Annotated in this window: 24 protein-coding genes and 1 pseudogene; all 25 read left to right on the forward strand. The window is 29.7% G+C overall.

The features are described from left to right. Positions 1-60: 60 nt before the first annotated feature. The 25 genes and pseudogenes from J4863_RS01685 (at position 61) to J4863_RS01805 (ending at position 26,820) form a co-directional block, all read left to right on the forward strand. A complete protein-coding gene (locus J4863_RS01685; RefSeq protein ID WP_211618769.1) occupies positions 61-4,461 on the forward strand; it encodes a hemagglutinin repeat-containing protein in 4,401 nt (1,466 codons plus the stop codon). Then, positions 4,461-6,095, forward strand: coding sequence for a ShlB/FhaC/HecB family hemolysin secretion/activation protein (locus J4863_RS01690; protein ID WP_211618770.1), 1,635 nt, complete (start codon positions 4,461-4,463; stop codon positions 6,093-6,095). The genes J4863_RS01685 and J4863_RS01690 overlap by 1 nt, the downstream gene beginning before the upstream one ends. Positions 6,096-6,545: 450 nt before the next feature. Further along, positions 6,546-8,228: a dihydroxy-acid dehydratase gene (gene ilvD, locus J4863_RS01695; protein ID WP_211618771.1), complete on the forward strand. Its 1,683-nt coding sequence runs from the start codon at positions 6,546-6,548 to the stop codon at positions 8,226-8,228. A gap of 109 nt (positions 8,229-8,337) precedes the next feature. Further along, entirely contained in the window at positions 8,338-9,561 is a 1,224-nt protein-coding gene (ilvA, locus tag J4863_RS01700; RefSeq protein ID WP_211618772.1) for a threonine ammonia-lyase, read from the forward strand. Between the two features lie 33 nt (positions 9,562-9,594). After that, positions 9,595-11,316 carry a biosynthetic-type acetolactate synthase large subunit gene (gene ilvB, locus J4863_RS01705; protein ID WP_211618773.1) on the forward strand — a complete coding sequence of 574 codons (1,722 nt, stop codon included), beginning with the start codon at positions 9,595-9,597 and terminating at the stop codon, positions 11,314-11,316. Further along, positions 11,309-11,797 (forward strand): acetolactate synthase small subunit, encoded by a 489-nt coding sequence (gene ilvN / locus J4863_RS01710; protein ID WP_147004189.1) that lies wholly within the window; start codon positions 11,309-11,311, stop codon positions 11,795-11,797. The genes ilvB and ilvN overlap by 8 nt, the downstream gene beginning before the upstream one ends. A gap of 124 nt (positions 11,798-11,921) precedes the next feature. Continuing rightward, entirely contained in the window at positions 11,922-12,671 is a 750-nt protein-coding gene (locus tag J4863_RS01715; protein WP_211618774.1) for a class I SAM-dependent methyltransferase, read from the forward strand. A 109-nt stretch (positions 12,672-12,780) separates the two neighbouring features. Beyond that, the gene (locus tag J4863_RS01720) at positions 12,781-14,313 is read left to right on the forward strand and encodes a 2-isopropylmalate synthase (RefSeq protein WP_256439030.1); all 1,533 of its coding nucleotides are present in this window, start codon (positions 12,781-12,783) and stop codon (positions 14,311-14,313) included. A 25-nt stretch (positions 14,314-14,338) separates the two neighbouring features. Next, the gene (locus J4863_RS01725) at positions 14,339-14,734 is read left to right on the forward strand and encodes a hypothetical protein (RefSeq protein WP_211618776.1); all 396 of its coding nucleotides are present in this window, start codon (positions 14,339-14,341) and stop codon (positions 14,732-14,734) included. A gap of 109 nt (positions 14,735-14,843) precedes the next feature. Next, positions 14,844-15,335: a hypothetical protein gene (locus J4863_RS01730; RefSeq protein ID WP_211619371.1), complete on the forward strand. Its 492-nt coding sequence runs from the start codon at positions 14,844-14,846 to the stop codon at positions 15,333-15,335. 55 nt (positions 15,336-15,390) lie between these two features. Then, the gene (locus J4863_RS01735; RefSeq protein WP_211618777.1) at positions 15,391-16,422 is read left to right on the forward strand and encodes a YhcG family protein; all 1,032 of its coding nucleotides are present in this window, start codon (positions 15,391-15,393) and stop codon (positions 16,420-16,422) included. A gap of 36 nt (positions 16,423-16,458) precedes the next feature. Next, entirely contained in the window at positions 16,459-17,022 is a 564-nt protein-coding gene (locus J4863_RS01740; RefSeq protein ID WP_211618778.1) for an NAD(P)H-dependent oxidoreductase, read from the forward strand. Between the two features lie 39 nt (positions 17,023-17,061). After that, positions 17,062-17,907: a metallophosphoesterase gene (locus tag J4863_RS01745; RefSeq protein WP_211618779.1), complete on the forward strand. Its 846-nt coding sequence runs from the start codon at positions 17,062-17,064 to the stop codon at positions 17,905-17,907. A 19-nt stretch (positions 17,908-17,926) separates the two neighbouring features. Beyond that, positions 17,927-18,766, forward strand: a complete 840-nt coding sequence (locus J4863_RS01750) for a YwqG family protein (RefSeq protein WP_211618780.1) — start codon at positions 17,927-17,929, stop codon at positions 18,764-18,766. Between the two features lie 133 nt (positions 18,767-18,899). After that, on the forward strand, positions 18,900-19,022 hold the full coding sequence (locus J4863_RS09480; RefSeq protein WP_256439012.1) for a hypothetical protein: 123 nt from the start codon (positions 18,900-18,902) through the stop codon (positions 19,020-19,022). Positions 19,023-19,083: 61 nt separating this feature from the next. Then, positions 19,084-20,502 carry a 3-isopropylmalate dehydratase large subunit gene (gene leuC, locus J4863_RS01760; RefSeq protein WP_211618781.1) on the forward strand — a complete coding sequence of 473 codons (1,419 nt, stop codon included), beginning with the start codon at positions 19,084-19,086 and terminating at the stop codon, positions 20,500-20,502. A gap of 874 nt (positions 20,503-21,376) precedes the next feature. Further along, on the forward strand, positions 21,377-21,952 hold the full coding sequence (gene leuD, locus J4863_RS01765) for a 3-isopropylmalate dehydratase small subunit (RefSeq protein WP_211618782.1): 576 nt from the start codon (positions 21,377-21,379) through the stop codon (positions 21,950-21,952). A gap of 263 nt (positions 21,953-22,215) precedes the next feature. Beyond that, positions 22,216-22,926, forward strand: a complete 711-nt coding sequence (gene pssA / locus J4863_RS01770) for a CDP-diacylglycerol--serine O-phosphatidyltransferase (protein WP_211618783.1) — start codon at positions 22,216-22,218, stop codon at positions 22,924-22,926. Positions 22,927-22,981: 55 nt separating this feature from the next. Beyond that, positions 22,982-23,059: pseudogene (locus J4863_RS01775) on the forward strand (type II toxin-antitoxin system mRNA interferase toxin, RelE/StbE family); the annotation flags it as partial. A 43-nt stretch (positions 23,060-23,102) separates the two neighbouring features. Beyond that, a complete protein-coding gene (locus tag J4863_RS01780; RefSeq protein ID WP_211618784.1) occupies positions 23,103-23,549 on the forward strand; it encodes an OmpA family protein in 447 nt (148 codons plus the stop codon). Positions 23,550-23,584: 35 nt separating this feature from the next. Continuing rightward, positions 23,585-24,133 (forward strand): DUF2262 domain-containing protein, encoded by a 549-nt coding sequence (locus J4863_RS01785; RefSeq protein ID WP_211618785.1) that lies wholly within the window; start codon positions 23,585-23,587, stop codon positions 24,131-24,133. A gap of 84 nt (positions 24,134-24,217) precedes the next feature. Continuing rightward, positions 24,218-24,481 carry a type II toxin-antitoxin system RelB/DinJ family antitoxin gene (locus J4863_RS01790; protein WP_211618786.1) on the forward strand — a complete coding sequence of 88 codons (264 nt, stop codon included), beginning with the start codon at positions 24,218-24,220 and terminating at the stop codon, positions 24,479-24,481. A gap of 422 nt (positions 24,482-24,903) precedes the next feature. After that, positions 24,904-25,374 carry a hypothetical protein gene (locus tag J4863_RS01795; protein ID WP_211618787.1) on the forward strand — a complete coding sequence of 157 codons (471 nt, stop codon included), beginning with the start codon at positions 24,904-24,906 and terminating at the stop codon, positions 25,372-25,374. A 22-nt stretch (positions 25,375-25,396) separates the two neighbouring features. Beyond that, on the forward strand, positions 25,397-26,434 hold the full coding sequence (locus J4863_RS01800) for a S9 family peptidase (RefSeq protein ID WP_211618788.1): 1,038 nt from the start codon (positions 25,397-25,399) through the stop codon (positions 26,432-26,434). A gap of 128 nt (positions 26,435-26,562) precedes the next feature. Beyond that, entirely contained in the window at positions 26,563-26,820 is a 258-nt protein-coding gene (locus tag J4863_RS01805; RefSeq protein ID WP_249111543.1) for an endonuclease, read from the forward strand. Positions 26,821-26,838: the final 18 nt, after the last annotated feature.

Consider the following 26,838-nt stretch of genomic DNA (forward strand, 5'->3'; position numbering starts at 1 on the left):
AAGTTTGAAACGATAAAAATTATAAATTGGATTAATTTTTTTAGTAGAAAGAGAGAAAAAATGAGCAATAATTTAAAAATGATTGAAAAGAAAATAAAAGCATACAGCAAAAGAACAAAAACTTTAACATTTACAAGAGGGACATTAATAAGTTTTTTGCTAACAGGTGGTATAGGTATCGTTTCACAAAATGCAGTTGCAAGGGATTTGAGAACAAGAGAAGCGAATAATATTGTTATTCAAAATGAAAATGGATTAAATAAAGGTCTGAGTGAAAATGGGACAGATGTAATAAATATTGTCAATCCAAATAGCAACGGACTTTCTCATAACAAATATAATGAATTTAATGTAGGTGAAAATAACGGAGTAATTTTAAATAATAGTAAGGTCGATGGAAATTCGGTTTTAGGTGGAAAAGTTACTGCCAATACGAATTTAACAAATAATGCGAAAGTAATTTTAAATGAAGTAAAAGGGAATAATGCTTCAAATTTAAATGGAGGAATTGAAGTATTTGGAGCAAAATCTGATTTAATAATTGCAAATGAAAATGGAATCAATGTAAATGGTGCAAACTTTATAAACACAGGTGCTTTAAACTTAAGTACAGGTCGAGTGAATTTAGAAGGAGGAAATTTAGTATTAGATACTTCTAAATCATTGAATAGTAGTTTAAATATAGGAGAAAAAGGAGTTACTACAGATTCTGATTATTTTGGATTAATTTCTAGAACAGTTAATATTAATGGTGGAATTAATAATGCTTCAAATAAAAAGACTAATATAAATATAATTACAGGGACAAATAAAGTTGATTTGAATACTGGGAATATTGAAAGCGTGAAAGTGGACAGTGAGGCCCCTAGTTATGCGATTAATGGAAGTTCTCTAGGTTCGATGTATGGAAATAATATAAATATTATTAGTACAGAAAAAGGAGCTGGAGTGAAACACGAAGGAGCTATTTATTCAGAAAATGATATAGATATTCTTGTTAAAGGAAATTTAGAAAATATTGGTGGAACAATAGAAGCTAAGAAAAATGTGTCATTGGAAGCTGATAAAGTAGTTAATAGAAGTGTTTTGAATGGAAGTGAAAAAGTAACAACAAAAGAAGGAGACACAAAATTACATAGACGAAGAGGAATTATTTATTATGATCATTCAGTAAATATAAATGATGTAAATATAGAAGATTTGGATAAATTGACAGTAAAAGAAGCTAAAATTGTGGCTGGAAATAATGTGGAAATCAATCGTAATACAACAGGAGAAAATCGTTCTATAGAAAATATCGGTGGAAAAATAGAAGCTGGGAAAAATATTGTGTTAAAAGGAGATGTAGTATCTAAAGATTTACAAAAAGAAGTTGCTATTAACGATTTGTTGCCATTAATAAAAGTTAATTTACGTTGGGAACATAGAAGTTTAGTAAATAATGGATATTTTAATGGAAGAAATGCTTTAAATGATGGTAGTTTATTAGATGCTTTAAAAATTATTGCACAAAGTCCTAAAAATAGTGGATATTACGATGCATTGAAACAAGTGGAAAATCCTACTTTAAATCTTGTTTTAAATTCTGTTTTAGGAGAAGATTGGAGAGCAAGAAATACTATAAAAAATCCATCTGAATGGAACACAGAAGGGAAAATCACTTTAAATACAAATGCAAATACTTTAATTTCAGCAAAAGAAAACATCGTTTTACAAGGTGGAAATATTGAGTTAGGAAATAAAACTAATCAAAAATCTAAAAATGTTGTTGTTGGAAATAATACAGCAGAAGGAATGTCAAATGAAATTACATTAGGAAATTCAAACAATTCAATTGAAGCTGGAAAAAATATTTTAATAAATGGAAATAAAATTATTTCTGGGAATACAAATATAAAATCAGGAGACGACACAGTTATTGTTTCGAAAAATGATATCGATTTATTTGGAACTAAAGTGACTGGAAAAAATGTATTAGTTGATGCTAAAAAAGATATTAATTTAGAAACAGCGATAAATACGAATGGAAAAGGGAACCAAGAAGTATCTAAAAAAACTTCATTAGAAGGGAATCTTGTAAATGTAAAAGGAAACAATGTTCAATTAAAAGGAGCAGACATTACAGGAAATACTAGAATTGATGCGGAAAGTTTAGGAATTGACAGTCAACAATTGTTAAATTCATCTTATGAAGAAAAACATATTGAAGGAAACAAAAAAACATTAAATGACCATAGATATTCTACTGTTTCAAAAGGTGCTATTGTTTCAAATAATTCACAAATAAATGGAGATAACATATTGATAAATGTTAATAAAAATATGGATATTAAAAATAGTACAGTTACAGGAAATGATAAAAATAGTACAGTTGTAATAAACGTGGGAGAAAATTTAAATGTTTCAAACAGAGAAAATGTTTCATATGAAAAAGCAACAGATGATTTTAGAGGAAAAGATAAAGAAACTTACAAATTAGTTCGATACACAAATTCTGAAACATCGACTACATCATCTGAAGCAAGTAATGTAATATCTGGAAAAAATCTTTATGTTTCAGCTAAAAATTTAGGAGTAAAAGGAAGTGCTATAAATTCTGGAAAAGATTTAGTTTTAGATGTTGACGGAAAAACTACGTTGAACGAAGGTATTGAGAAAAAAGTAAATAAATTAACAGATTTTTCTATGGGAAGTTCGACAAGATATACTTCTGTAGACAGCAAAGAAAAAACTTCTAATGGAAGTTCAATTAAGGGAGAAAATGTAGTATTTATTTCTAAAGGAGATATTGAAAATTCTGGAGCTAAAATAGAAGGAAATGGTAAAGTAGTTATAAAATCAGATGGAAATATTATCAATAAGGCAGTAGCTAATGAAAAAGTTTCTAATACGACAAATGTAACTGTAGGAATTGTGGCTTCTGGAAAAGTTGGTATAGCTGGAGTAGGAGCAAGTGGAAGCATAAATACGTTGACAAATGAATCAAGCAGTTCAGTTTCAAGCGTAAAAGATTTATTGACACCAAATAAAGATTATCTTGGTGATATTGCTAACGGAAGTGTTGGAGTTAAATTAAATGTGTCAAATGAAAAAGTTGATTCTAAAAAATGGGAAAATGGTACAATAATTTCAAAAAATGATGATGTTGAAATTGGTTCAAAAGGAACATTGGATATTGGTGGTGTAGATATTGCTGGGAAAAAAGATGTTATCTTAAAAGGTAGCGATATTGAAACAACAAAATATCAAAATAGCGAAACAAAAAAAGGAAATAACTTTAATGCTGGTATAACTCAAACAGTTGATATATCAAATGAAGCAGCAAATAAAATAAATAGTATTGTTAAAGACACACACACTATTAAAGATATCATAAAAAGCAATGATATTTCACAAGCAGAAAAAGTAGTAGAAACAGCAAAAAACATCAAAAAAACAGCAGAAAGTTTCCCAGAATTAGCTACAAAAGATATTTTAAATGTAGTTTCAAAACAAAATGTTTCTTTAGATTACACTCATACAATTAATAAAGAAACATCGAAAAATACAAACTCGATTACTTCAGATAGTGGAAAAGTTTCATTAGAAAGCACAAAAGGCGATATAAATTTAGTTGGAACAAACATAAAAGCAAATGATGTAATGTTAGATAGTAAAAATAATTTGAATATTTCAGCAGGAGAAAAACAAAAATTTGAAGAAACTGATGGAGTAAAAGCTGGTTTAACAGTAACAGAAAAAATAGGAGTTAATATTAAAGACGGAGCTAATGCAAAAGTAGGATTAGGTGTGAACGCTGGATATACAGGAAGCACAAAATTAAATAATAGTGGAAAAGATTCAGTTGTTGAAGCAAATAATTTAGTGATAAAAACTGAGAAAGATACTAATTTAAATGGAGCAAAATTAACTGCTAATAATGTTAATTTAGATACAAATAATCTTAATGTTACAAATACGAAAACTAAGACATATGAAGATAGCAGAGGATTAGGAGTAAATTTTGATGCAGGAGTAGGAGCGTCTTCTAACACAGTAATATTAGTAGATGGTTCAGTTTCTGGAAACTTATCGTATACTGCAAAAGGTGGAATTAATGTTGAGTCACAAACAGGAATAGTGGCTTCGAATAACTTTAATGGAGTAGTAAAAGGTGATGTTAACAATACAGGAGGATTATTAAAAGCAAATAATCAAAAGGCTAATCTTGTAGTTAACGGAAATGAAAATAATAAAAAAGATGTAACATTTGAAATAGAAGGTGGAATTAATGCTTCAACTTCGATAGGAACTAATGGTGAAAACTTTAAATTAAATGGAAATATAGATCCGTTTAAAGCGAATGTTGGAATTATAAATGCGAATAGAGAAGATAAAACTGAAATTTCGATTGAAACAAAACCGATTAAAGATGTTATTACTGAAGAAAAATTAAAAAAAGTTTTTAATGGAGAAAAATAATGAAAATTAAGAAAATATTTTTTTCGATGATTTCTATAATTTCAATAAATAGTTTTTCAGTAGTTAAAAATCAATCGGATAGTGATAGAGTTTTAGACAATTTCAATGAACTTCAAAAAAAACAAAATATTGAAAATGAGTTAAAAAAACTAGATAATAACACTAGAATAGAAAATAATAAAACTGAAAGTGCTATAGAAAATAATGAGAATTTAGAAAGTTATGTATTTAATACAATTAGTTTGATTGGAGAGAAGAAAATTTCTTCTTTCCAAAAAAATATAATGGAAAAATATAAAAATAGGAATGTAACAAAAAAAGATATTTTAAATTTAGTAAAGGAAATGTCGAATTATTATTTGAAAAAAGGGTATATTACGACAATTGTTACGATAAATACGCTTGATATTAAAAATAAGAATCTTGTTTTAGAAGTAAAAAAAGGATATGTTGCAACAAATTCTAATGTTGTATTTTCTAATAAAAAAGGGAAAGTTTTAAATATATTCGATGTAGATCAAGTAATTGAAAATATGAATACAGGATTAACGAGTGCAACAGTTGATATAGTAGCTTCAGATAAAGAAGGGTATTCAACATTGCTTGTGAATAAAAAAAGAGAAAAGCAGATTGGCGGATATGTGTTTTTAAATAATGGTCAATATAAGGATTATGGACGTGAACAATTGGGAATACAACTTTCAAGAGATAATTTACTAGGTTTAAGTGATGTATTAAATTTGGGATTTTATAAAAGATTAACTAAGAAAAGCAAAGATAATAGAGAAGATGTGTATTTTTTGTCATATAATATTCCATTTGGATATTACAATTTTAGATATGATATGAGTGCGTCTAAAAGTAAGAATTTAGTTGAAGGATTGAATGGAAATTATGTTAGTAAAAATGAAGTATTGAAGCAAAATTTTACTTTATCAAAAACATTTTTTAGAAATCAAACTACTAAATGGAGCGGAGATCTTGGGATAAAATTAAATAAAACAAAAAATTCTTTTGAAGATTTAGTCGTTGATGTAAGTAGCCAAAAATACACGAATTTACTGGCACAGATAAATTATTTTCATAAAATTGAAAATGGAGCGATGTACGCTTCTTTTGGTTATGAACGTGGTTTAAAGTGGTTCGGAGGTGCTGGTGATGACAAAGATTCAGTGAAAAAATCTTATAAAAAAGAATTTGACAAATACAATTTTGATTTTCTTTTAAATAAAAATTTTATGTTAACTAAAAATCAAGCGGCAAATTACAAATTAAATATAGGTGCTTCCTATTCAGACGACAGATTGCTTTCGAGAAATAAATTTGATATTGGAAGTGAGTATACAGTCAGAGGATTTAAAGAAAGTTCTGTTTCTGGAGACAAAGGTATTTATATAAATAATACATTAACTTTATTAAATAAAAGTTTTTCTCCATTTATAGGATTGGATTTTGGAATATCTAAAGATAAAGATTTAGATTTTGTGGATAAAATAGCAGGAATGGCTGCGGGAGTTAAGTATAATAAGAACAATTTAAATATGTCGTTAACTTTTTCAAGACCTTTAAAAAGATCAAAAGGTATGCCAAAAGAGTCGAATCCTATTTACTACAATATTTCTTATAGTTTTTAGCAAAAACTATTAATAAAATATATGGTTGATATAAAAAACCTATATTTTACATTATAATATTTTTTTGATAAAATAAACTTAAGAATTGAACAAATTAAAATTAGGAGGAAAAATGTTATTATTAGTCATACTATTACTGATTATTCAACTGGAAATTATTACAAAACAAAATAATAAATATAGTGCCTTAAAAGTCTATATGAATGATTCAGTTTGTAAGTCAGTGGAAGTTGCTAAATATTATTCTAATTAATTTTTAGAATAATAAATTAACATTTTTACTCGAAATCATTTATGCTGTATCAAATATTAATGATTAAAAGTTAAATTTAACTTTTAAGGCGATTCAAAAGGGTCGCCTTTTTATTTTGCAAGTTTTTTCGATATAGTGTATAATGTTAAAAAACAAAATATAAAACAAAAAATATAAAACAGGAGAGTGAAATCAAAATGTCAGGAAATGGAAAAGGAAGAAGTGATAATTTAACAAAAGGTGCAGCAAGAGCACCACATAGATCATTGTTAAAAGGGTTAGGTTTCATAGGAGATGAAATGGAAAAACCAATAATTGGGATTGCGAACTCATTTAATGAAATAATACCAGGGCATGTTCATTTGAAAAACTTGGTTCAATCGGTAAAAGATGGAATTAGAATGGCTGGAGGAGTTCCAATGGAATTTAATACAATTGGAATTTGTGATGGACTTGCGATGAATCATATTGGGATGAAATATTCGTTGGTTACGAGAAATATAATTGCAGATTCGATTGAAGCGGTTGCTATGGCTACTCCATTTGATGCGATTGTGTTTATGCCAAGTTGTGATAAAGTAGTGCCTGGAATGTTGATTGCTGCGGCAAGATTGAATATACCTTCAATATTTGTAAGTGGAGGAGCAATGCTTGCAGGAGTTTATAAAGGTAAAAAAATTGGATTAAGTAATGTATTTGAAGCGGTTGGAGCTTATAACACTGGGCAAATTACTAGAAAAGAATTAAATTCTGTAGAAGAAATGGCTTGTCCGACTTGTGGATCATGTGCAGGAATGTATACTGCAAATACTATGAACTGCTTAACAGAAGCACTTGGAATGGGACTTCCAGGAAATGGAACTGTTCCAGCTGTATTTTCAGAAAGAGCAAGACTTGCTAAAAAAGCGGGAATGCAAATTATGGAAGTTTTAAAAGCAGATTTAAGACCAAGTGATATTTTAACAAGAGAAGCATTTGAAAATGCGGTTGCAGTAGATATGGCACTTGGAGGATCTTCTAATACAGCGTTACATTTACCTGCGATTGCTCATGAAGCTGGAATTGACTTGACTTTAAGTGACTTTAATGAAATTGCGCAAAAAACTCGTCAAATTTGTAAATTGTCACCATCAGGAGAATACTTCATTGAAGACTTGTATAGAGCTGGTGGAGTTACTGGAGTTATGAAGAGATTGCTTGAAAATGAAAGATTGCATGGAGATGCAAAAACTGTAGCATTGCAAACACAAGGAGAATTGGCAAAAGATGCATTCATTAATGATGACGATGTAATTAAACCTTGGGATAAACCAGCTTACAAAACTGGAGGAATTGCTGTATTGAAAGGGAACTTGGCACCAAATGGATGTGTTGTTAAAGAAGGTGCGGTAGATCCAGAAATGTTGCAACATACAGGACCTGCAAAAGTATTTAATAGTGAAGAAGAAGCCGTTAAAGCGATTGTTGGTGGAGAAATTGTAGCAGGAGATGTTGTAATTATTAGATATGAAGGACCAAAAGGTGGACCAGGAATGAGAGAAATGTTATCGCCAACAGCTATGATTGCAGGAATGGGTCTTGATAAAGATGTTGCGTTAATTACAGATGGAAGATTCTCTGGAGCTACGAGAGGTGCTTCGATTGGACACGTTTCGCCAGAAGCTGCTTCAGGTGGAAATATTGCGATTATTCAAAATGGAGATATTGTGGAAATTGATATTCCAAACAGATCAATTAATATTAAAATCTCTGATGAAGAAATTGAAGCTAGAAAAGCTAAATTGGAACCATTTAAACTTCAAGTAAAAGGATACTTGAAAAAATATGCTATGCATGTGTCTTCTGCAGATAGAGGAGCAATTGAAATTTTAGAAGATTAGTAGCAAGATTGAATTATAGTGTGTATTAAAAATATGACAAGGAGTTTAGAATAAAACTCCTTGTTAAAAAATATTAGTTTAAAAAAATTTTTTTAAGAAGGTGACGAAATTGCATAAACTATATGATTTTATAGAAGCAAGAGAAAGATTAAATACTGTGATTACAAAAACAAAATTGATTCACAGTAGCATTTTTTCCAATGAAACTGGAAATGAAGTTTACATTAAACCAGAAAATTTGCAAAGAACAGGTGCATTTAAAATAAGAGGTGCTTATAATAAAATTGCGAAATTGACGGAAGAAGAGAAAAAAAGGGGAGTAATTGCAGCATCGGCTGGAAATCATGCACAAGGTGTGGCATTAGCTGCTCAAAAATTAGGAATTAAGGCTGTAATTGTTATGCCTAAACATACGCCGCTTATTAAGGTTGAAGCGACTAGAAGATATGGTGCGGAAGTTATTTTAACTGGGGAAGTTTATGATGAGGCTTATGAGTATGCAAAAAAATTGCAGGAAAAAGAAGGGTACACTTTTGTGCATCCGTTTAATGACGAAGATGTAATTGAAGGGCAAGGAACTATTGCTTTAGAAGTTTTGGAGGAATTGCCTGATGCGGATATTATTTTGGTGCCAATTGGTGGAGGAGGACTTATTTCAGGAATTGCTTCGGCTGCGAAATTAAAAAATCCATTGATAAAAATAATTGGTGTTGAGCCAGAAGGTGCAGCGAGTGCATTGGAGGCTAGAAAAAGTCATCATGTGGTTGAACTTGATGAAGCAAATACAATTGCAGATGGAACAGCTGTTAAAAAAATTGGTGACATTACATTTGACTATATTGAAAAATATGTAGATGACATAGTTACTGTATCTGATTATGAGTTAATGGCGGCATTTTTGGTTTTGGTTGAAAAACATAAAATTGTTGCGGAAAATTCGGGAATTTTGGCTGTGGCAGGATTGAAAAAATTGAATGTTACAGGGAAAAAGATAATTTCAATAATAAGTGGTGGTAATATAGATGTATTAACTATTTCATCTATGATTAATAAAGGATTGGTAGCTAGAGGAAGAATTTTTACATTTGCGGTTGATTTGCCTGACAAACCAGGACAATTGGTGGCTGTATCGCAAATTCTTTCGGAACAAAATGCGAATGTAATTAGACTTGAACATAATCAGTTTAAGAATTTAGACAGATTCCATGAAGTTGAATTACAAGTTACAGTTGAAACAAATGGAGAAGAACATATTAATAAAATAACTCAAGAATTTGAGAAAAAAGGATATATAATTAGAAGATTGAATGCACAAGCAATGATTGATGATTAGAAAATAAAAAATTAAGAAAAGGTGGTTGAAACAATGAGTGAAACTAAGATGATAAACGGTGGTAGAATTTTACTAGAATCGCTACACAGATTAGGAATAACAGATATTTTTGGATATCCGGGAGGAGCGGTAATTCCAATATTTGATGAAATTTATAGTTATGACAAAATAAATTACTATTTTGCAAGACATGAGCAAGGATTGTCACATGCGGCAGATGGTTATGCGAGAGTTTCTGGAAAAGTGGGAGTTTGTCTTGCGACTTCAGGGCCTGGTGCGACAAATATGGTTACGGGAATAATGACAGCACATATGGATTCTGTACCAATGATTGCGATAACTGGACAAGTTAGATCAAATTTATTGGGAAGAGATGCTTTCCAAGAAACTGATACAGTTGGAATTACAATGCCAATTACAAAATGTAATTATTTGATTCAAAATATAAAAGAAATACCTAGAGTTGTAAAAGAGGCTTACTACATTGCGACAACAGGTAGACCAGGACCAGTTCTTATTGATATTCCAAACGATATTCAAGTTCATCAAATTCCATATGAAGAATTTGAGAGATTATTTGATGAAAAAATTGAATTGGAAGGATATTCACCAACTTATGAAGGACATCAAGGTCAAATTAAAAGAGCAATTAAATTGATAAAAGAAGCAAAAAAACCGTTGATAATTGCAGGAGCGGGAGTTTTGAAATCGAAAGCGTCGAAAGAATTGTTTGACTATGCTGAAAAGACACAAACACCTGTGGCTACGACATTACTTGGATTGGGAGCATTTCCTGAATCACACGAATTATCTCTTGGAATGTTAGGAATGCACGGAACTGTACCGGCGAATTATGCGACAGATGAGGCAGATTTAGTAATTGCGGCTGGAATTAGATTTGATGACAGAATTGCTGGAAATCCTAATAAATTTATTGAAAATGCAAAAGTTATTCACATTGACATTGATCCAGCTGAAATTGATAAGAATAAAAGGGCTGATGTGCCAATTGTTGGGGATTTAAAATATGTATTGACTGATATTAATGCTGAAATTGAGCCACAAACTCACGAGGAATGGGTTAAAAAAGTTGTTGAATGGAAAAAAGAATATCCATTAGGACATAGAGAAGTTGGAGAAGATAAATTGCTTCCACAAGAAGTTCTAAAAGCGATTGACGATATTTTGCAAGGGGACACAATTGTTGTAACTGATGTTGGTCAACATCAAATGTGGGCTGCTCAATATTTCACTTACAAAAATCCTGATTCAATCGTAACTTCAGGAGGAGCTGGAACAATGGGATTTGGACTTCCTGCAGCAATTGGAGCACAAATTGGAGCACCTGATAAAAAAGTTGTTTTAATCGTTGGAGATGGTGGTTTCCAAATGACATTACAAGAATTAATGATGATTAAACAATACAATTTACCAGTAAAAGTTGTTATCTTGAACAATTCTTACTTGGGAATGGTTAGACAATGGCAAGAATTGTTTAAAGATAGAAGATATTCATTTGTTGATTTGGAAATAAATCCAGATTTCATTAAAATTGCAGAAGCATATGGAATTAAAAATGCTAGATTGACAAATAAAGAAGACTTGAGAACAAAATTGAAAGATTTAATATTATCTGATGAAGGTGTGTTAATCGAATGTGTTGTTGAAAAAGAAGAAAATGTATTCCCGATGATTCCAGCAGGAAAAACTGTAAGTCAAATGATCGGAAAGAAAGGTGTGTTAGAAAATGAATAGAGAACATGAAATTTTAATAATTGCAAAAAATACTGATGGAATTGTGTCGAGAATAATGTCTTTATTCAATAGAAGAGGATATTCTGTTTTAAAAATGACAGCAGGAGTTACAAATAAACCTGGTTATGCGAGATTGACAATGACAGTAGAAGGAGACGACAAAACATTAAATCAAATTCAAAAACAAGTTTATAAAATTGTGGATGTTGTAAAAGTAAAAGTTTTCCCAGTTGAAAATGTTATCAGAAGAGAATTGATGTTAATAAAAGTGAAATCTGATCCAGAAACTAGAGCACAAATCGTTCAAGTTGCGGATATTTATAGAGGAAAAGTTTTAGATGTATCACCAACTTCATTAGTTATTGAACTTACAGGAGATGTGAAAAAATTGCGTGGATTTGTGGAAATTATGCACAATTATGGAGTTTTGGAAATTGCGAAAACTGGGGTTGTAGCGATGAGTCGTGGAGAAAAATTGTAGAATTTTAGAAATTTTGAAGTGAATTTTGGGATTTTAGGATTGAGTATCAATGAATATAAATATTGATTATTATTTTGTTAAAAATAGAGAAATATTGTAATAGCACAGAAAGAAGGTACAGAAAATGAGTGTGAGTCAGCATTGGGAAAAGGAAAAGTATGAAAAAAATGCACGGTTTGTTTCGGATTATGGAAAGGAACTGATTAAATGGCTGAATCCGAAAAAGGATGAATATATTTTGGATTTAGGCTGTGGAGATGGTGTATTGACTAAGGAAATTTCAAAATATGGGTGCAAAGTTTTGGGACTAGATGGAAGTCAGAAATTTGTTGAAGCGACTAGAAAATTGGGAGTTGATGCGATACAAGGCGATGCACAGAATATGAATTTTGAAAATGAATTTGATGCAATTTTTTCCAATGCGGCACTTCATTGGATGACAAATCCTGATAAAGTTTTGGAAGGTGTGGCAAAAGCACTCAAAAAAGGTGGACGATTTGTGGTCGAAATGGGTTGCAAAGGAAATGTGGAAAAAATAGAAAATGCAATGTTTGAAGTTGCAAGAAGACATAATTTTAAAGCTGTAAAATGCTGGTTTTTTCCGACAGAAAAAGAAGAAACAGAATTACTTAATAAATATGGCTTAAAAGTAAAAAGAATGATAAGTTTTTCTCGTCCAACTTTACTTCCAACAGGGATAAAAGGATGGCTACAAACCTTTTCTGCACCTGCTTTTGTGAATATTCCGAAAGAAATGCACGAAAAATTGATTGATGAAATAGCTGAAAAAGTGGAAAAAGAGCTTGAAAAAAATGAAAATGGACAAATTATAGCTGATTATGTAAGATTGAGATTTGAAGCTGTGAAGAAATAGTAAATTTTTGTTTTTAAAGTGAACTTTTTTTAGAGTGAATATTTTGAAAGAAATTTTTAAATTTGATAAATTGAGATATAGAAAATAAAAAAGCGAAACAAGAAAATTAATTTACAAGGAGAATAAGACAATGAAAAAGCATATTAAAATATTCGATACAACACTACGAGATGGAGAACAAACACCAAGAGTTAATCTTAATGCTGAAGAAAAATTGAGAATTGCAAAACAATTGGAAAGTTTGGGAGTGGATATAATTGAAGCTGGGTTTGCTGTGGCATCGCCTGGAGATTTTGAAGCTGTAAAAATGATTGCTGAAAATGTAAAAAATTCAACAGTTTGTAGTTTGTCAAGAGCTGTGAAAAAAGATATTGAAGCAGCAGGGGAGGCTCTAAAAGGTGCGGCAAAACCTAGAATTCATACATTCATTGCGACTTCGCCTATTCACAGAGAGTTTAAGCTGAAAATGACAAAAGAGCAAATTGTAGAAAGAACAAGAGAAATGGTGGAACTTGCAAAATCATTTGTTGATGATGTTGAATTTTCTTCAGAAGATGCGACTAGAACAGAGAAAGAATTTTTGGTGGAGGTATATGAAACAGCTATAAAAGCTGGAGCTACTACATTAAATGTGCCTGATACTGTGGGTTACAGAACTCCAAATGAAATGTTTGAATTGATAAGTTATTTGAAAAAAAATGTAAAAGGAATTGAAAATGTGGATATTTCTGTGCATTGTCACGATGACTTGGGACTTTCTGTAGCAAATTCAGTTGCGGCAATTCAAGCTGGAGCAACTCAAATTGAATGTACAATTAATGGACTTGGAGAAAGAGCCGGAAATACTTCACTTGAGGAAATTGCAATGATTTTGAAAACAAGAAAAGATTTATTTGAAGAATATTACACGAACATTGATTCAAAGCAAATTTATCCAACAAGTAAATTAGTAAGCCTTTTGACAGGAGTTGCAACACAGCCTAATAAAGCAATTGTTGGAGCAAACGCATTTGCTCATGAATCAGGAATCCATCAGCACGGAGTTTTAGCAAATCCTGAAACTTACGAAATTATGAGTCCAGAATCTGTAGGAAGAAATCCAGACAGCTTGGTACTTGGAAAACATTCAGGAAAACACGCTTTTATACAAAAGTTGGAATCTTTAGGATTTGACCATGTTGGAAGTGACAGAGTGGAAGAATTATTTGTACAATTTAAAAAATTGGCAGACAAGAAAAAATATGTTTTAGATGAAGATATTATCGCATTAGTTGCTGGAGATGCGGCAAAAATCGAAGGAAGAATCAAATTAACTCACTTTGAAATTTCAAGACAGGAAGGTAAAAAACCAAAAGCTACAGTTACAATCGACTTGGATGGAGAAAAATTGGTTAAAGAAGCTCTTGGAGATGGACCAGTTGATGCGGCTTACAATGCAGTAAACTTAGCAGTGAATGACACTTTTGTCTTAGAAGAATATAAATTGGAAGCAATTACAGGGGATACAGATGCACAGGCACAGGTTGTCGTTATAATTGAGAAAAATGGAAACAGATTTATTGGTAGAGGACAAAGTACAGATGTTGTTGAGGCTAGTATTAAGGCTTATATTAATGGGATAAATAGACTTTATAATAAATAGTTTTCTTTTGAAGAGGTGAGAAATTATGCCTAAATTGGTTATAAATGATAAATCAGGTAAAAAAAATACTTCAATGAATTTTTTTCTGGATGATAAAGTTATAAAATTTAAAGAAAATAAAAAAGAAATTGAAAATGTAGATTATGGAGAACATACAATTAAAGTACGAACTTTGTATTTTAAAAGTTCTGAACAAAAAATAAATATTGAAAAAGAAGTTACAGAAATTGAAATAAAACAAAATTATAGAGTATATTTACTTTTTGTATGTTTAGTTATAATTTCATTACTTGGAGCTTTCTTGAAAATAAAACTAAAAATAGAAGCTAGTAAAGGTTTTTTATATATGATTTTATTTGTTATAGTGATGAATCTATATTTTGTTTTTGGAAATCCTTTAGTTTTGAAAGTAAAAGAGTAAATAAAAAAATATTGATTTATATAGGGCAGTTTTAAATACAAACTAGCAATTTTCAGACGATGAATACTCAATTGACCAATTTTTCAGACAAATGACTCTTGATATAGGAATGAAATCTGACAGAGGGTTTGATTTTGATAAAGAAGTTGTTGCGAAGGCTCTTGCTGCCACTATTGATGAAGTATACAAGAGAATAAGTAAAAAATCTATACTTATTAGCCATTCTCAAGGAGGATCTCCAGGTTGGTTAGCACCTGTTTATACAAAAAATATAAAAGCAATAGTTGCAATTGAACCTGGTGGACCTGCAGCAGAAAATAGTATAGAATACAAAGAATTATTGGCACAAAAAATACCTATAGCATTTTATTTTGGTGATTACATTGAAAATGGAGATCCTAAAATTTTATCAACTCCAATTTGGCAGGAAAGATTGGAAAAATGTAAAAATTTTGTAAAAAATTACAATGATGAAGGCGGAAATTCAGTTTTATTTGAACTTCCAAAAGAAGGTATTTTTGGGAATGATCATTTTATATTTCAGAATTTAAATAATGATATTGTGGCTGATCATGTAGAAAAATGGATTAAAGGATTATAAAAAAATCGAATAAACAGACTTTATAATAAGTAATTTTAAAAGGGAGGGGATTTTGATGGAAATATCAAATAATTACATTAATGAAATAAAGAAAATACTTAAAAATGCTAGACAAAAAGCATATACCGCTGTAAATTCGGCGATGGTGGAAGCATATTGGGAAATTGGAAGAAGAATTGTAGAAGAAGAACAGAGTGGAAGAGAAAGAGCAGAATACGGGAAAGAAATTATCAAAAATTTATCAAAAGAATTGACAGAAGAATTTGGAAAAGGTTTTGGTGAAAGAAATATTCGGAATATTAGACAGTTTTATATACTATTTTCAGATTATGAAAAATGGAAATCACTGATTTCCAAATTAACTTGGACACACATTCAAAAAGTTTTAAGAGTTTCTGATGAGAAGGCTAGAATATTTTATTTAACAGAAGCAGCAGAAAATATGTGGTCTGTAAGAACTTTGGATAGGAATATATCTACACTTTACTATAATCGTATTGTTGCAAGTATTGATAAAAAAATTGTCGAAAATGAAATGAAAGAGAAGACAAAAAAACTACAAGCAGAAGAATTTATAAAAAATCCAGTAGTTTTGGAGTTTCTAGATTTACCAACAAATATGTCTTATACAGAAAATGAATTAGAAAAAGCATTAACAGATGATATTCAAAAGTTTATGATGGAACTTGGAAAAGGTTTTGCATTTGTGGAAAGGCAACAGCATATTCGTACAGAAAATTCAGATTTTTATATTGATTTGGTATTTTATAACTATATTTTGAAATGTTTTGTTATAGTGGAATTAAAAACTGAAAAATTAACACATCAGGATATTGGACAACTTGATATGTATGTAAGAATGTATGATGACTTAAAAAAACAGGAAAATGATAATCCAACAATAGGACTTCTTCTTTGTACGGAAACAGACGGAACTATTATAAAGTATTCGGTTTTGAATGATAATAAAAACCTCTTTGCAAGTAAATATGTAAATTATTTGCCTAGTGAAGAGGAATTAATAAATGAAATAGAAAGGCAGAAGACATTGTTTGAAAGTAGAAATAATAATGAAGTGGAATATTAATTAGAAAATTGATTACGGAGAGAAGGAAATTTAAAAATGAAAACAGTAATTTTCTCACACCCATGGAATGGAAGTTTTAATAAGGCAATTTTAGATAAAGTAGTGGAAAAGTTGGAAGAAACAAAAGAAAAATATACGATTATAGATTTGAATAAAGATGGATTCAATCCTGTGATGACTGAAAAAGATTTGGAGTTGTATTCACAAGGAAAAAGTGCTGATCCTTTAGTTTTGAAATATCAGGAAATTTTGAAAAATACAGATGAATTAATATTAATTTTTCCGATTTGGTGGATGTCATTACCTGCGATATTAAAAGGATTTTTGGATAAAGTTATGTTGAGAGGATTTGCTTATGAAAGTGGGAAATATGGAATAAAAGGACTTTTGCCAATAAAATCGGCTAAAATGATTACAACGGCTGAAGCACCAAAGTTTTTATTAAATATAATGGGGTTTGGAATGACGATGAGAAAGGCGAATCTTGGTGGAGTCGGAATAAAAAACACAAAATGGATTCATTATAGTTTAAGAGCAAAAGGAAAAGATGATGATAGAAAGAAATTTCTTGAAAAAGTTGGGGAATTTGTGAGTGAATAGAAATTGAATCGACATTTATTTTATTTAAAAGGAGAAAAAATGAAGGCAAAAAGTTGGATTATTAAATTTCTGTTGGTTTTTGCGGGACTAATTGTGATATTTTTAATTTATGCTCATTATGAGTACAGGCATATTAAAATTAGGACAATTGAGGTAAAGTCAAAAGATATTCCAAAAGAATTTGATGGGAAAAGAGTGCTGTTTGTGGCGGATTTTCAGTATGATACGATGACACGGTTTAATAGAAAGCAGCAGAAAAAGGCAATTGAACTGATTAATGCACAAAAAAAGGATATGATTCTTTTAGGTGGAGATTATGCGACTTGGGAGAAAAATATTCCTAAGTTTTATGAAGATGCTAAAAATATTAAAATTCCTGAACTTGGAGTATATGCGATTTATGGAAATCATGAGTATCCAGGTGAAAAGGAAACTGCTGAAAATATGAAAAAAATTGGATTTAATCTGCTTACAAATGAAAATAGAAAAGTAACGATAAATAATGAGAAAATATACATCGCTGGAGTTACTGACTTGTGGCATGGAAATCCTGATGCGAAAAAAGCTCTTGAAGGTACGAAAAAAGAAGATTTTGTGTTATTTTTAACTCATAATCCTGAATATTTTGAGAAAATGTCAGAAGCTGAAAAGGAAAAAACTGATATGATTTTAGCAGGACACACCCACGCTGGACAGGTTACTTTTTTTGGAAAAATTATTGTGTCGGCAGTGAAGGATAAGAAAAAATATGGCTATGGAATGAAAGAGTATGGCGGACATAAAATTTATATTACTTCTGGAGTTGGTGGTGCTTTTCTTGAGATGTTTATTCGATTTTTTGCACAGCCTGAGATTGTGATTTTTGAGTTGAAGAGAATTAATTAAAATTTGGAAGTGGTGTGATATGGAAGATAAAGAATTAAAGAAGTTAGCAAAAGAGATTTTTGAAAAAATTAAAAAAAAGTATTATGAAACAGCAAAAGAAATGATTGTTGCAAATGCTTCAGTCAATACTTCAAAGGAAATAAAAATAACAGACAGTAAAATTGAAGGAATTCCATATATTCCAAAAGGAAGTAAAATTCCAACAAATTCAGAAGGGAAACAGTTTATGTTTCTTGCACAGATAAATTGTGCTGACTTAAAAGGTCTAGAAGATTTTCCAAAAGAAGGAATTTTGCAATTTTGGGTTTTGGGAGATGACTTGATGGGATTAGATTTTGACAACAGTACAAATCGGAATGGTTTTGATATAATTTATTATGAGAAAATTGAAGATTACTATTTGGAAGATGAGTTTAAGAAAATATATAATCCTTACAAATATGACTCGGCATGGGATTTTTTGATAGCACATCATCCTTGCAAAATGGAATTTTCTTTGGGAAAACAAAAAGAGAATTTAGACTATGATTTTTTAGATATTTTATTTGAAAAAGTATGGGAAGAAGAAAATTTTAAATTTGATGAAAAAGATAAATTGTCTGAAGAAGTGGAAGAAATTTATGGATATGAATTTTATGAAGAAAATATTGGTACAAAATGTAATGGATTTCCATTTTTCACACAATCTGAACCAAGAAAAGGCGATGAAATGAATGAATACGATACTTTGTTATTTCAAATTAATAGTGGAAAAGAAATAATGATTGGAGATTGTGGAGTGATGAATTTCTTTATTAATCGTGAAAAATTAAAAAATAGGGACTTTTCAGATGTTTTCTACAATTGGGATTGTTATTGATTTTATTGGGTAGACAGAAAATAGAAAGTTGGGAAAATGGATATAAAAACAACTATACCCGGAGGTAAGAGTATTCGTGAGGTTTTTGAAGTTTTGAATCACAAAAAGGCAATTGACTATATGTTGACTGATTGTGATTGAAAAAAATGATAGAGCATTGTATATGAACTATTTAAGGGAACAAAATGCAGATATTATTTTAGATAAAGTGAAGGAATTGCAAGAATTTGAAAAGAAACGAATGGAACAATTTTAAATAGGTTAATAAATAAAAAAATATAAATAAAAAATTTGGAGAGAAAATCGGAGGAGAAAAAATGTCAGAAATTAAAAATAAAGAGAAAAACCCAAAAACTTTGTTTGATAAAGTTTGGGAAAAACATGTGATTACAGGAGAACCTGGAGAAGCACAACTTTTGTATATTGATTTGCACTTGATTCATGAAGTTACTTCGCCACAAGCGTTTTCAGGATTGAGAATTGCAGGGAGAAAGGTTAGAAGACCTGACTTGACATTTGGAACAATGGATCACAATACGCCAACAATTATGGCTGACAGAATGAATATTAAAGATAAAGTTTCAAAGGCACAGTTGGATGCATTGTCGGCAAACTGTAAAGAATTTGGAATTGAGTTGGTTGATATGTTTAATGAAAATAATGGAATTGTGCATATGGTTGGACCTGAACAAGGGTTGACACAGCCTGGAAAAACTGTAGTTTGTGGAGATAGCCATACTGCGACTCATGGAGCTTTTGGAGCTTTGGCATTTGGAATTGGAACAAGTGAAGTGGAACATGTTTTGGCGACACAGACAATTTGGCAAAAGAAACCAAAAACAATGGGAATTGAAATAACTGGTGAATTGCAAAAAGGTGTTTATGCGAAGGATATAATTTTACATATTATTAAAACTTACGGAATTGGGCTAGGAAATGGGTATGCATTTGAATTTTTTGGAGATACAATTAGAAATATGTCAATGGAAGGAAGAATGACTATTTGTAACATGGCAATTGAAGGAGGAGGAAAATCAGGAATTATCGCACCTGACGAAACTACTTTTGAATATGTAAGAGGAAGAAGATTTGCACCAAAAGGCGAAGAATTTGATAAAAAAGTGGCTGAATGGAAAGAATTGTACACGGATTCTGTAGATGCATTTGACAAATACATAAAAGTTGATGTTTCAAACCTTGAACCACAAGTAACTTGGGGAACAAACCCTGAAATGGGAATTGGAATAAGTGAAAGATTCCCTGAAATTAAAGATGTAAACTACGAAAGAGCGTACAACTACATGGGACTTACACCAGGAGGATCACCTTACGACATTCCATTAAAACATGTATTTATCGGATCTTGCACAAATGGAAGGTTAGCAGACTTAGAAATTGCAGCAAAAATTGTAAAAGGGAAGAAAGTTGCTCCAAACATTACAGCAGTAGTCGTTCCAGGATCACAACTTGTTAAAAAAGCAGCTGAAAAAAACGGAATCGCACAAATATTCAAAGACGCAGGATTTGAGTGGAGAGAAGCTGGATGCTCAACTTGCTTAGGAATGAACCCAGACTTAATTCCAAGCGGAGAACATTGTGCGTCAACTTCAAACAGAAACTTTGAAGGAAGACAAGGAAAAGGAGCAAGAACTCACTTAGTAAGTCCAGCAATGGCAGCAGCAGCGGCAATTTATGGAAAATTTGTGGATGTTAGAGAATTGGATGAAGTGAAATAGGAATTTTAGTATAAAGGAAACGATATATCATGAAAGTAAAATTGATGAATTTTAGCAAGATATTAATTTTTATTATATTATGTTTAATATTGATTCTTTACAATTTTGATATTTTTACCAGTACAATGCTAATTTTAATTTATTCAATTTTAAATTCAATTAATATTTTTGATAACAAAATGAAAATAGATTATGAAAAATTGGTATTTCAAAGTGCAACAGGATTATATCTTCAAAGAGATCTTCTTTTTTTGGATAATGAAAATTTTTTAATAGTTAAAATTTTATCAATATTTTTCATAATTTTAATACTTTATATTATAAAAATGAATTTAAAAAATAAGAACCTAAAAAAATATTTTGATATTCTTTTATTAATTTCTGCTATAAAGTACATATATTTAAAATTTTTTATGTTTAATTTTATTATTTATTCATTATTTTATATGTTTTCATTTATAGTAAAAGTATATTTTATTGATATTATAATAATAATATTTTTTTTAAGGAAAATATGCAATTTAAAAATAAAAAGTAATTATTATATTTATTTGTTTATTATTTTGTGTATAATTATTAGAATAAAAGTAATTTTTTAGGAGATATGCAATGGGAAAAATAAAAAATAGTATAGAAAATATTAAAAATATCGTTTCCAATACAGAAAAGAAGTGATCACCATTTTTTTAAATCAAAAGGAATAGGTACTTATGATTTTGTAGTTGAAACTTCTGCATTTAAAAAATGGGAAGAAAATAAATTGGCGGCATCATTTTTAAATTTTATTGTATATACTTCAGAAGAAAAAGTTTATAGTAAAACAAGATACCTTAGACCATAAAAATCAAAATAAAAAAAACAAGGAGAATAAAATATGAAACCATTTACAAAATATGAAGGAACAATTGTTCCAATAATGAATAATAACATAGATACAGATCAATTAATTCCAAAACAATACTTGAAAAGTATTGAAAAAACAGGATTTGGAAAACATGTTTTCGATGAGTGGAGATATAACGAAGACGGGTCTGACAATATGGATTTTAATTTGAATAAGCCAGAATACAAAAATGGAACAATTTTGATTACTGGAGAAAATTTTGGTTGTGGATCGAGTAGAGAACACGCTGCTTGGGCATTGCAAGATTATGGAATTCATGTAATTGTGGCTGGAGGATATTCAGGAATTTTTTACATGAACTGGTTAAATAACGGACATTTGCCAATAACATTGCCAGAAGCAGATAGAATCGAATTATCAAAATTACCTGGAGATGCGAAAGTTACAGTTGATTTGGAAAACAATAAATTGATTGCGAATGGAAAAGAATATGTTTTTGAGTTGGAAGAAAGCTGGAAACAAAGATTGCTTAAGGGGTTGGATTCGATTGGGTTGACTTTGCAGCATGAAAATGAGATTAGGAAGTATGAGGAAAGTCATAAATAGTCGATAAAGATTGTGAGAATCTTAAATTTGATGGAGAAATAGAAGAATTTTTTATGGATTAAAGAATAAAATGTGTTTGGGAACTGTAAAATAATAGAAAAATTTGGAAAAAGAAAATGTAATTTTTGTAAAAGTTGTTAAATTCAATATTTTGAGTTTTCAGGCACATTTTTTTGAAGAAACGAAAGTTTATGTAGTAAAAAGGAATTGAATAGAGGAAACGAGAAAAGAAAAAACTTTCTGAATAAAGCGAGGATTAGAATATGATAAAAAAAGAAGTTTTGATACCGAATATTGTTACTGCTGGAAATATATTTATGGGTTATTTGAGCATTTTAGAATCAATTAAGGGAAATTTTGTTACAAGTATTTGGTTTATAATTTTAGCAATGTTTTTTGATAGTATTGATGGTCAAGTTGCTAGAAAATTTAATGCTTTTACTGAATTTGGAAAGGAATTTGATTCTTTTTGTGATGCATTTTCTTTTGGTTTGGCACCAGCATTGCTAATATATTTTCTCTTGGAAAAAGAAATGAACGGAAGCATATTCGTGGTTCTCATTTCATTCGTTTATGCTATTTGTGGAGTAATTAGATTAGCAAGATTCAATATTGATACAATTTCTTCTAGCGAAAAGTCTGATTTTGTTGGTATGCCAATACCAAATGCAGCAGGAATGATTTGTTCGTATATTTTAGTGTGTAATGCGATTGAAAAAAATTTAGAAATTAATTTTTTTAATCTAAAATTTTTCATTGCAATCATTGTAATTGCATCAATTTTAATGATAAGTACAATTCCATTTAAGGTACCAACAAAAATATTTGATTATCTTCCAAAAGAACGAAAATGGCTCATTACTCTAATTTTAGTAATAATCTTAGCGTTAAAATATTTTCTTTTTATTTTCAGTTTTGGATATGTAATTGTTACACTTATTAATTTTTTTAGAAGAAATAATGGGAAATATTAAGTTTTACAATATTTAGGAATATGATTACATTGTATAGCAAAAGTATTACAAAGGATTTAGAGAATGTCATATTCAGTCTGATTGGCTCTTAATTTATAAAATTGAAAAAAATATCTTGGTTTTGATATTTTGAGAATAGAGACACATTAGGATTTGTTTTAAATTGGAGGAATTTTATGAAAAAAATTATTGTTTTTTGTATATTTACAATTGTGAGTATCTCTTTTTCAATGTTAGGAGGACCTTGTAGTACGACAGAGAAAAAATGTGTTTTAAGAGGTTTTAAAGTTGATGGAAAAATAATAAACGAGAATGAAATATCAGAACTCAAAGAAATTGTGAATGTATTAAATGAATTTGGAGAAAGTGGAACTGTAGATTTTATAGGGCACACTGATTCAAATGGGACAAAAAAATATAATCAAAAATTATCGTTGATAAGGGCTAGAAATGTTGCTAGATTATTTAGAGAATTTGGTTTAAAAGATACTATTTCAATTGGAGAAATAAGTGGTAAAGGAGAAGAAAATCCAGTTGATTTAAATGAAACAGATCAAGGGAAATATAGTAATAGAAGAGTAGAGATTTTATTTAATAATTTAAAATGGAAAAAATTTGAATAAAAAATAAAAAATATAACAAGAAGGAGAATTTGAATTTGAAAAATAAAATTTTAAAAGAGATAAATGTTGAGGAAATAATGGAAAGTCTTAAAAAGGATTCTAAAAAGAACAGTTATTTAAAAGTTTTGTGGAATGGTAAAAATATTGAAGTAGATTTGAATTTTGAGGATTTTGAAAAAGAAATTGATGAAATTAGGGAAAAGTTGGAGAATTTGAAAATATTGGTTGAAAATTCTAAAGAATGGGATAAAAAGATAAAAGATGCGGCAGGAGAATATATTCTTGAAGATGCTCAGTATTGGTGGGAGCCGTCGGCAGATTATGAAGATGAAGATATGCCTGGTTTAATTGAAGATTTAGCTGAAATAGTTGGAAAAGAAGAAGCTGAAAAAATGGTAAATGATGAAGAATTGTCGCTAGAAGCATTTAAAAAATTGATTTATGTAAATTCTATAACATTAAATGAAGATGGCAATTTCAATGTTTCGTTGTTTGATATAGATGAATTAATATTTAGCGGACATATAATGTTTGTATACGGAAATATAAATGGAGAATTTTCAGGTGGAGATTTTGCAGGATAAATTTTTAATAAAAAAATTGATTTTTATACCATTTAGTAATATAATTACATTGTATAACAAAAGTATTACAAAGGAGTGGTAAAAATGGCTACAGTAACAGCTAGAGTTGATGAAAATGTGAAAAAGGAAGCGGAAACTTTGTTTAAGAAAATGGGGCTTAATATGAGTACAGCGATGAATTTATTTTTGAAGAAGTGTATTTTGGAGCAGGGTATTCCGTTTGAGTTGAAAGTTCCTAATAAAGAAACTTTAAAGGCAATGCAGGAAACTGAAGATATTTTGAGTGGTAAAATTGAAAGAAAAGGGTATAATAGTGCTGAAGAATTATTTGAGGATTTAGGGGTTTAAAAATGAAAAATTAGAGGTTAAAAGAAGAAATATGTACAAAAAAAATTTGTTTTTAGTATTGATTATTTATATAAGTTCATATATTTTTAATTATATATATACAAATAAAATATTACATTTTTTAGATTGGTACTATTTAATAACTATTTTATTTATATGTTTATGGAATTATGTAGTAGATAAAAAATCTAAAAAGAATATGTTAATCCTATATGGGATTTCAACTTAATTCACAAAATTTAAAAAATATAAGTGAAAAATATAATAGAAACTATTTATTTCATATGTCTTTTTGAAAAACTTATATCATGATGAATTTTATGATGAGGATGGGAAATTGACTAAAAAGGTTAATGATGCTGCTGAGAAGGAAGTTGTTTATTGAAATAATAGAATAAAAATTAGAAAGGAAAATTTAAAAGATGGCAGAAAAATCAAAAGAACAGTTGAAAGTAGAAGAATATTTCAAGCAAAATGGGATAGAATATGATAAAAATTTTATTTATGGTATTAAAAGAGAAAGAAATTTGAATTCATTTTTGATGATGGGGCTTATTGGATTGATTATGAAAGCAGGGATGAAGCCGTGTTATATACTTTTTAAGGAGAATGAAATATTGTTTTTCGAAGTTGGGATGCTTGGTGGAATTAAAGGGCTTTTAACAAGAATAGATGTTGATGATATAGAAAAAATTGATTTAAAAAAAGGAATCGTAAACTATAAATTGACAATATCAGTAAGAATTGGGGATAAAATAAAAAAAGAAATAATAAATTTTGCCCAAATTAATGGAAAAGCATGGTGGATACAGAACAGAAATAATTTGATTGAAAGTGGATACTTTGAAAAATTAGCTGAAAGAGTGGGCAAAAGAAGAATGTTGGAACAATAAATAAAAAAAGAAAGGTGACTTTATGAAAAAAATATTACTTTTATTGCTAATTTTAGCAACTTTTGTAGTATCTTGCGGGAACGGAGGTAAAAATTCAAACGCAAATACAGAAGTTCAAAAGAGTGAAAAAAATAGTAAAGAAATTGATGACAGTTTTGGAGTTGAAATATATGGAGAAACTTTGGAAGAAGCACATAAAAATTTTAAGACAACTTTGATTGAGGGCCAGTCGGAATTTGAACCAGACGGTAAATTGGCTGCACCGCCTAAAAATAGTGGAGTGGAATTAGTAAAATATCCAACAAAAATTGGGGAAATGGAAGGATATATCACTCCAAAAAATGATGGTAAAAAGTATCCAGTAATAATGTATTTAAATGGTGGATTTGGTGGAACAATGGAAATCTGGGGAAAAGAGGCTCCAAAAGATAATTATCAAAGAGCAGATGCATTTAAAAGAGATGAATTTGTTCTATTTGTCCCAAGTGCACGTGCTGAAAATAACAATCCTGGTAAATTTGAGATGTTTTATGGAGAAATTGAAGATTTAGAAGAAGCTAGGAAGTATGTCGCTTCACTGCCTTATGTTGATCCAAATAGAATTTATCTTGTTGGGCATAGTACAGGTGGGACAAAAGCAGTCTTATTAAGTGAATATTCAAAAGGATTTAGAGCAGTTTTTGCAATGGGAGCGGCAACAGAACTTATGTCATTAGAAAAATATGATTACGCTGGAATGAATCCTCCATTTGATAGAACAAACCCTAGAGAAATAGCGGTTCGCTCATCATTAAGATATATGCGTTCAATCACAAGTCCAACATTTCATTTTGAGGGAAAAGATGATAGTCAGCCAGTTTATAGAGTTATGCAAAAAGTTGCAGATAAATATCAGCTTCCATTTAAATCATATGAAATAACTGGTGGAAACCATTTTAATATTATTTATCCGTTGACAACAATGATTGCACAAAAAATACTAGCTGATACAGGGGCGAAAACGAATATTCAGTTTAGTGATGGGGATTTGGATGTGATTTCAAAAGGGATTGTTAAATAGCAGATAATTTGATTTCAGAAATTTGATTGAAAATGAAAAATTGGGAAATTGTGGATGTAAAAGTAGAAAATACGAGCTAGAAAATAAATTTCAAGTTTCAGATATAATCTGAAAAAAAGGAGATGTCTATGTGGTCAAAAGGAATTGAGTATAGAAAGCGAGAAAAAGAAAAATTTTCTAAAATAAGTTCAAAAGATTTACCATTTGATGTGTTTGTAAAAAATGGAGAATTAGTCAGCTGGAGAAGAAGTGGCTGGTGTAAGAGAGCTTATCAGTTTTACAAAAAAAGCTGTAATCGGAATTTTAGAAGAAATAAAAATCTTGAAACTTCAGTTAAAGGGAATTATTACAGAAAGTGCTATGAGTTGCAGTATGCTTGGATTTAACAAAAAATTTTCAGATGA

The organism is Leptotrichia sp. oral taxon 221 (assembly GCF_018128245.1).
GTDB lineage: Bacteria > Fusobacteriota > Fusobacteriia > Fusobacteriales > Leptotrichiaceae > JABCPH02.

Excerpts from the sequence above, each read along its gene's own strand:
- J4863_RS01685 (WP_211618769.1), top strand. The coding sequence starts at position 61 with ATGAGCAATAATTTAAAAATGATTGAAAAGAAAATAAAAGCATACAGC.
- J4863_RS01690 (WP_211618770.1), top strand. The coding sequence starts at position 4,461 with ATGAAAATTAAGAAAATATTTTTTTCGATGATTTCTATAATTTCAATA.
- ilvD (WP_211618771.1), top strand. The coding sequence starts at position 6,546 with ATGTCAGGAAATGGAAAAGGAAGAAGTGATAATTTAACAAAAGGTGCA.
- ilvB (WP_211618773.1), top strand. The coding sequence starts at position 9,595 with ATGAGTGAAACTAAGATGATAAACGGTGGTAGAATTTTACTAGAATCG.
- ilvN (WP_147004189.1), top strand. The coding sequence starts at position 11,309 with ATGAATAGAGAACATGAAATTTTAATAATTGCAAAAAATACTGATGGA.
- J4863_RS01715 (WP_211618774.1), top strand. The coding sequence starts at position 11,922 with ATGAGTGTGAGTCAGCATTGGGAAAAGGAAAAGTATGAAAAAAATGCA.
- J4863_RS01725 (WP_211618776.1), top strand. The coding sequence starts at position 14,339 with ATGCCTAAATTGGTTATAAATGATAAATCAGGTAAAAAAAATACTTCA.
- J4863_RS01730 (WP_211619371.1), top strand. The coding sequence starts at position 14,844 with ATGAAATCTGACAGAGGGTTTGATTTTGATAAAGAAGTTGTTGCGAAG.
- J4863_RS01735 (WP_211618777.1), top strand. The coding sequence starts at position 15,391 with ATGGAAATATCAAATAATTACATTAATGAAATAAAGAAAATACTTAAA.
- J4863_RS01740 (WP_211618778.1), top strand. The coding sequence starts at position 16,459 with ATGAAAACAGTAATTTTCTCACACCCATGGAATGGAAGTTTTAATAAG.
- J4863_RS01745 (WP_211618779.1), top strand. The coding sequence starts at position 17,062 with ATGAAGGCAAAAAGTTGGATTATTAAATTTCTGTTGGTTTTTGCGGGA.
- J4863_RS01750 (WP_211618780.1), top strand. The coding sequence starts at position 17,927 with ATGGAAGATAAAGAATTAAAGAAGTTAGCAAAAGAGATTTTTGAAAAA.
- leuC (WP_211618781.1), top strand. The coding sequence starts at position 19,084 with ATGTCAGAAATTAAAAATAAAGAGAAAAACCCAAAAACTTTGTTTGAT.
- leuD (WP_211618782.1), top strand. The coding sequence starts at position 21,377 with ATGAAACCATTTACAAAATATGAAGGAACAATTGTTCCAATAATGAAT.
- pssA (WP_211618783.1), top strand. The coding sequence starts at position 22,216 with ATGATAAAAAAAGAAGTTTTGATACCGAATATTGTTACTGCTGGAAAT.
- J4863_RS01780 (WP_211618784.1), top strand. The coding sequence starts at position 23,103 with ATGAAAAAAATTATTGTTTTTTGTATATTTACAATTGTGAGTATCTCT.
- J4863_RS01790 (WP_211618786.1), top strand. The coding sequence starts at position 24,218 with ATGGCTACAGTAACAGCTAGAGTTGATGAAAATGTGAAAAAGGAAGCG.
- J4863_RS01795 (WP_211618787.1), top strand. The coding sequence starts at position 24,904 with ATGGCAGAAAAATCAAAAGAACAGTTGAAAGTAGAAGAATATTTCAAG.
- J4863_RS01800 (WP_211618788.1), top strand. The coding sequence starts at position 25,397 with ATGAAAAAAATATTACTTTTATTGCTAATTTTAGCAACTTTTGTAGTA.
- J4863_RS01805 (WP_249111543.1), top strand. The coding sequence starts at position 26,563 with ATGTGGTCAAAAGGAATTGAGTATAGAAAGCGAGAAAAAGAAAAATTT.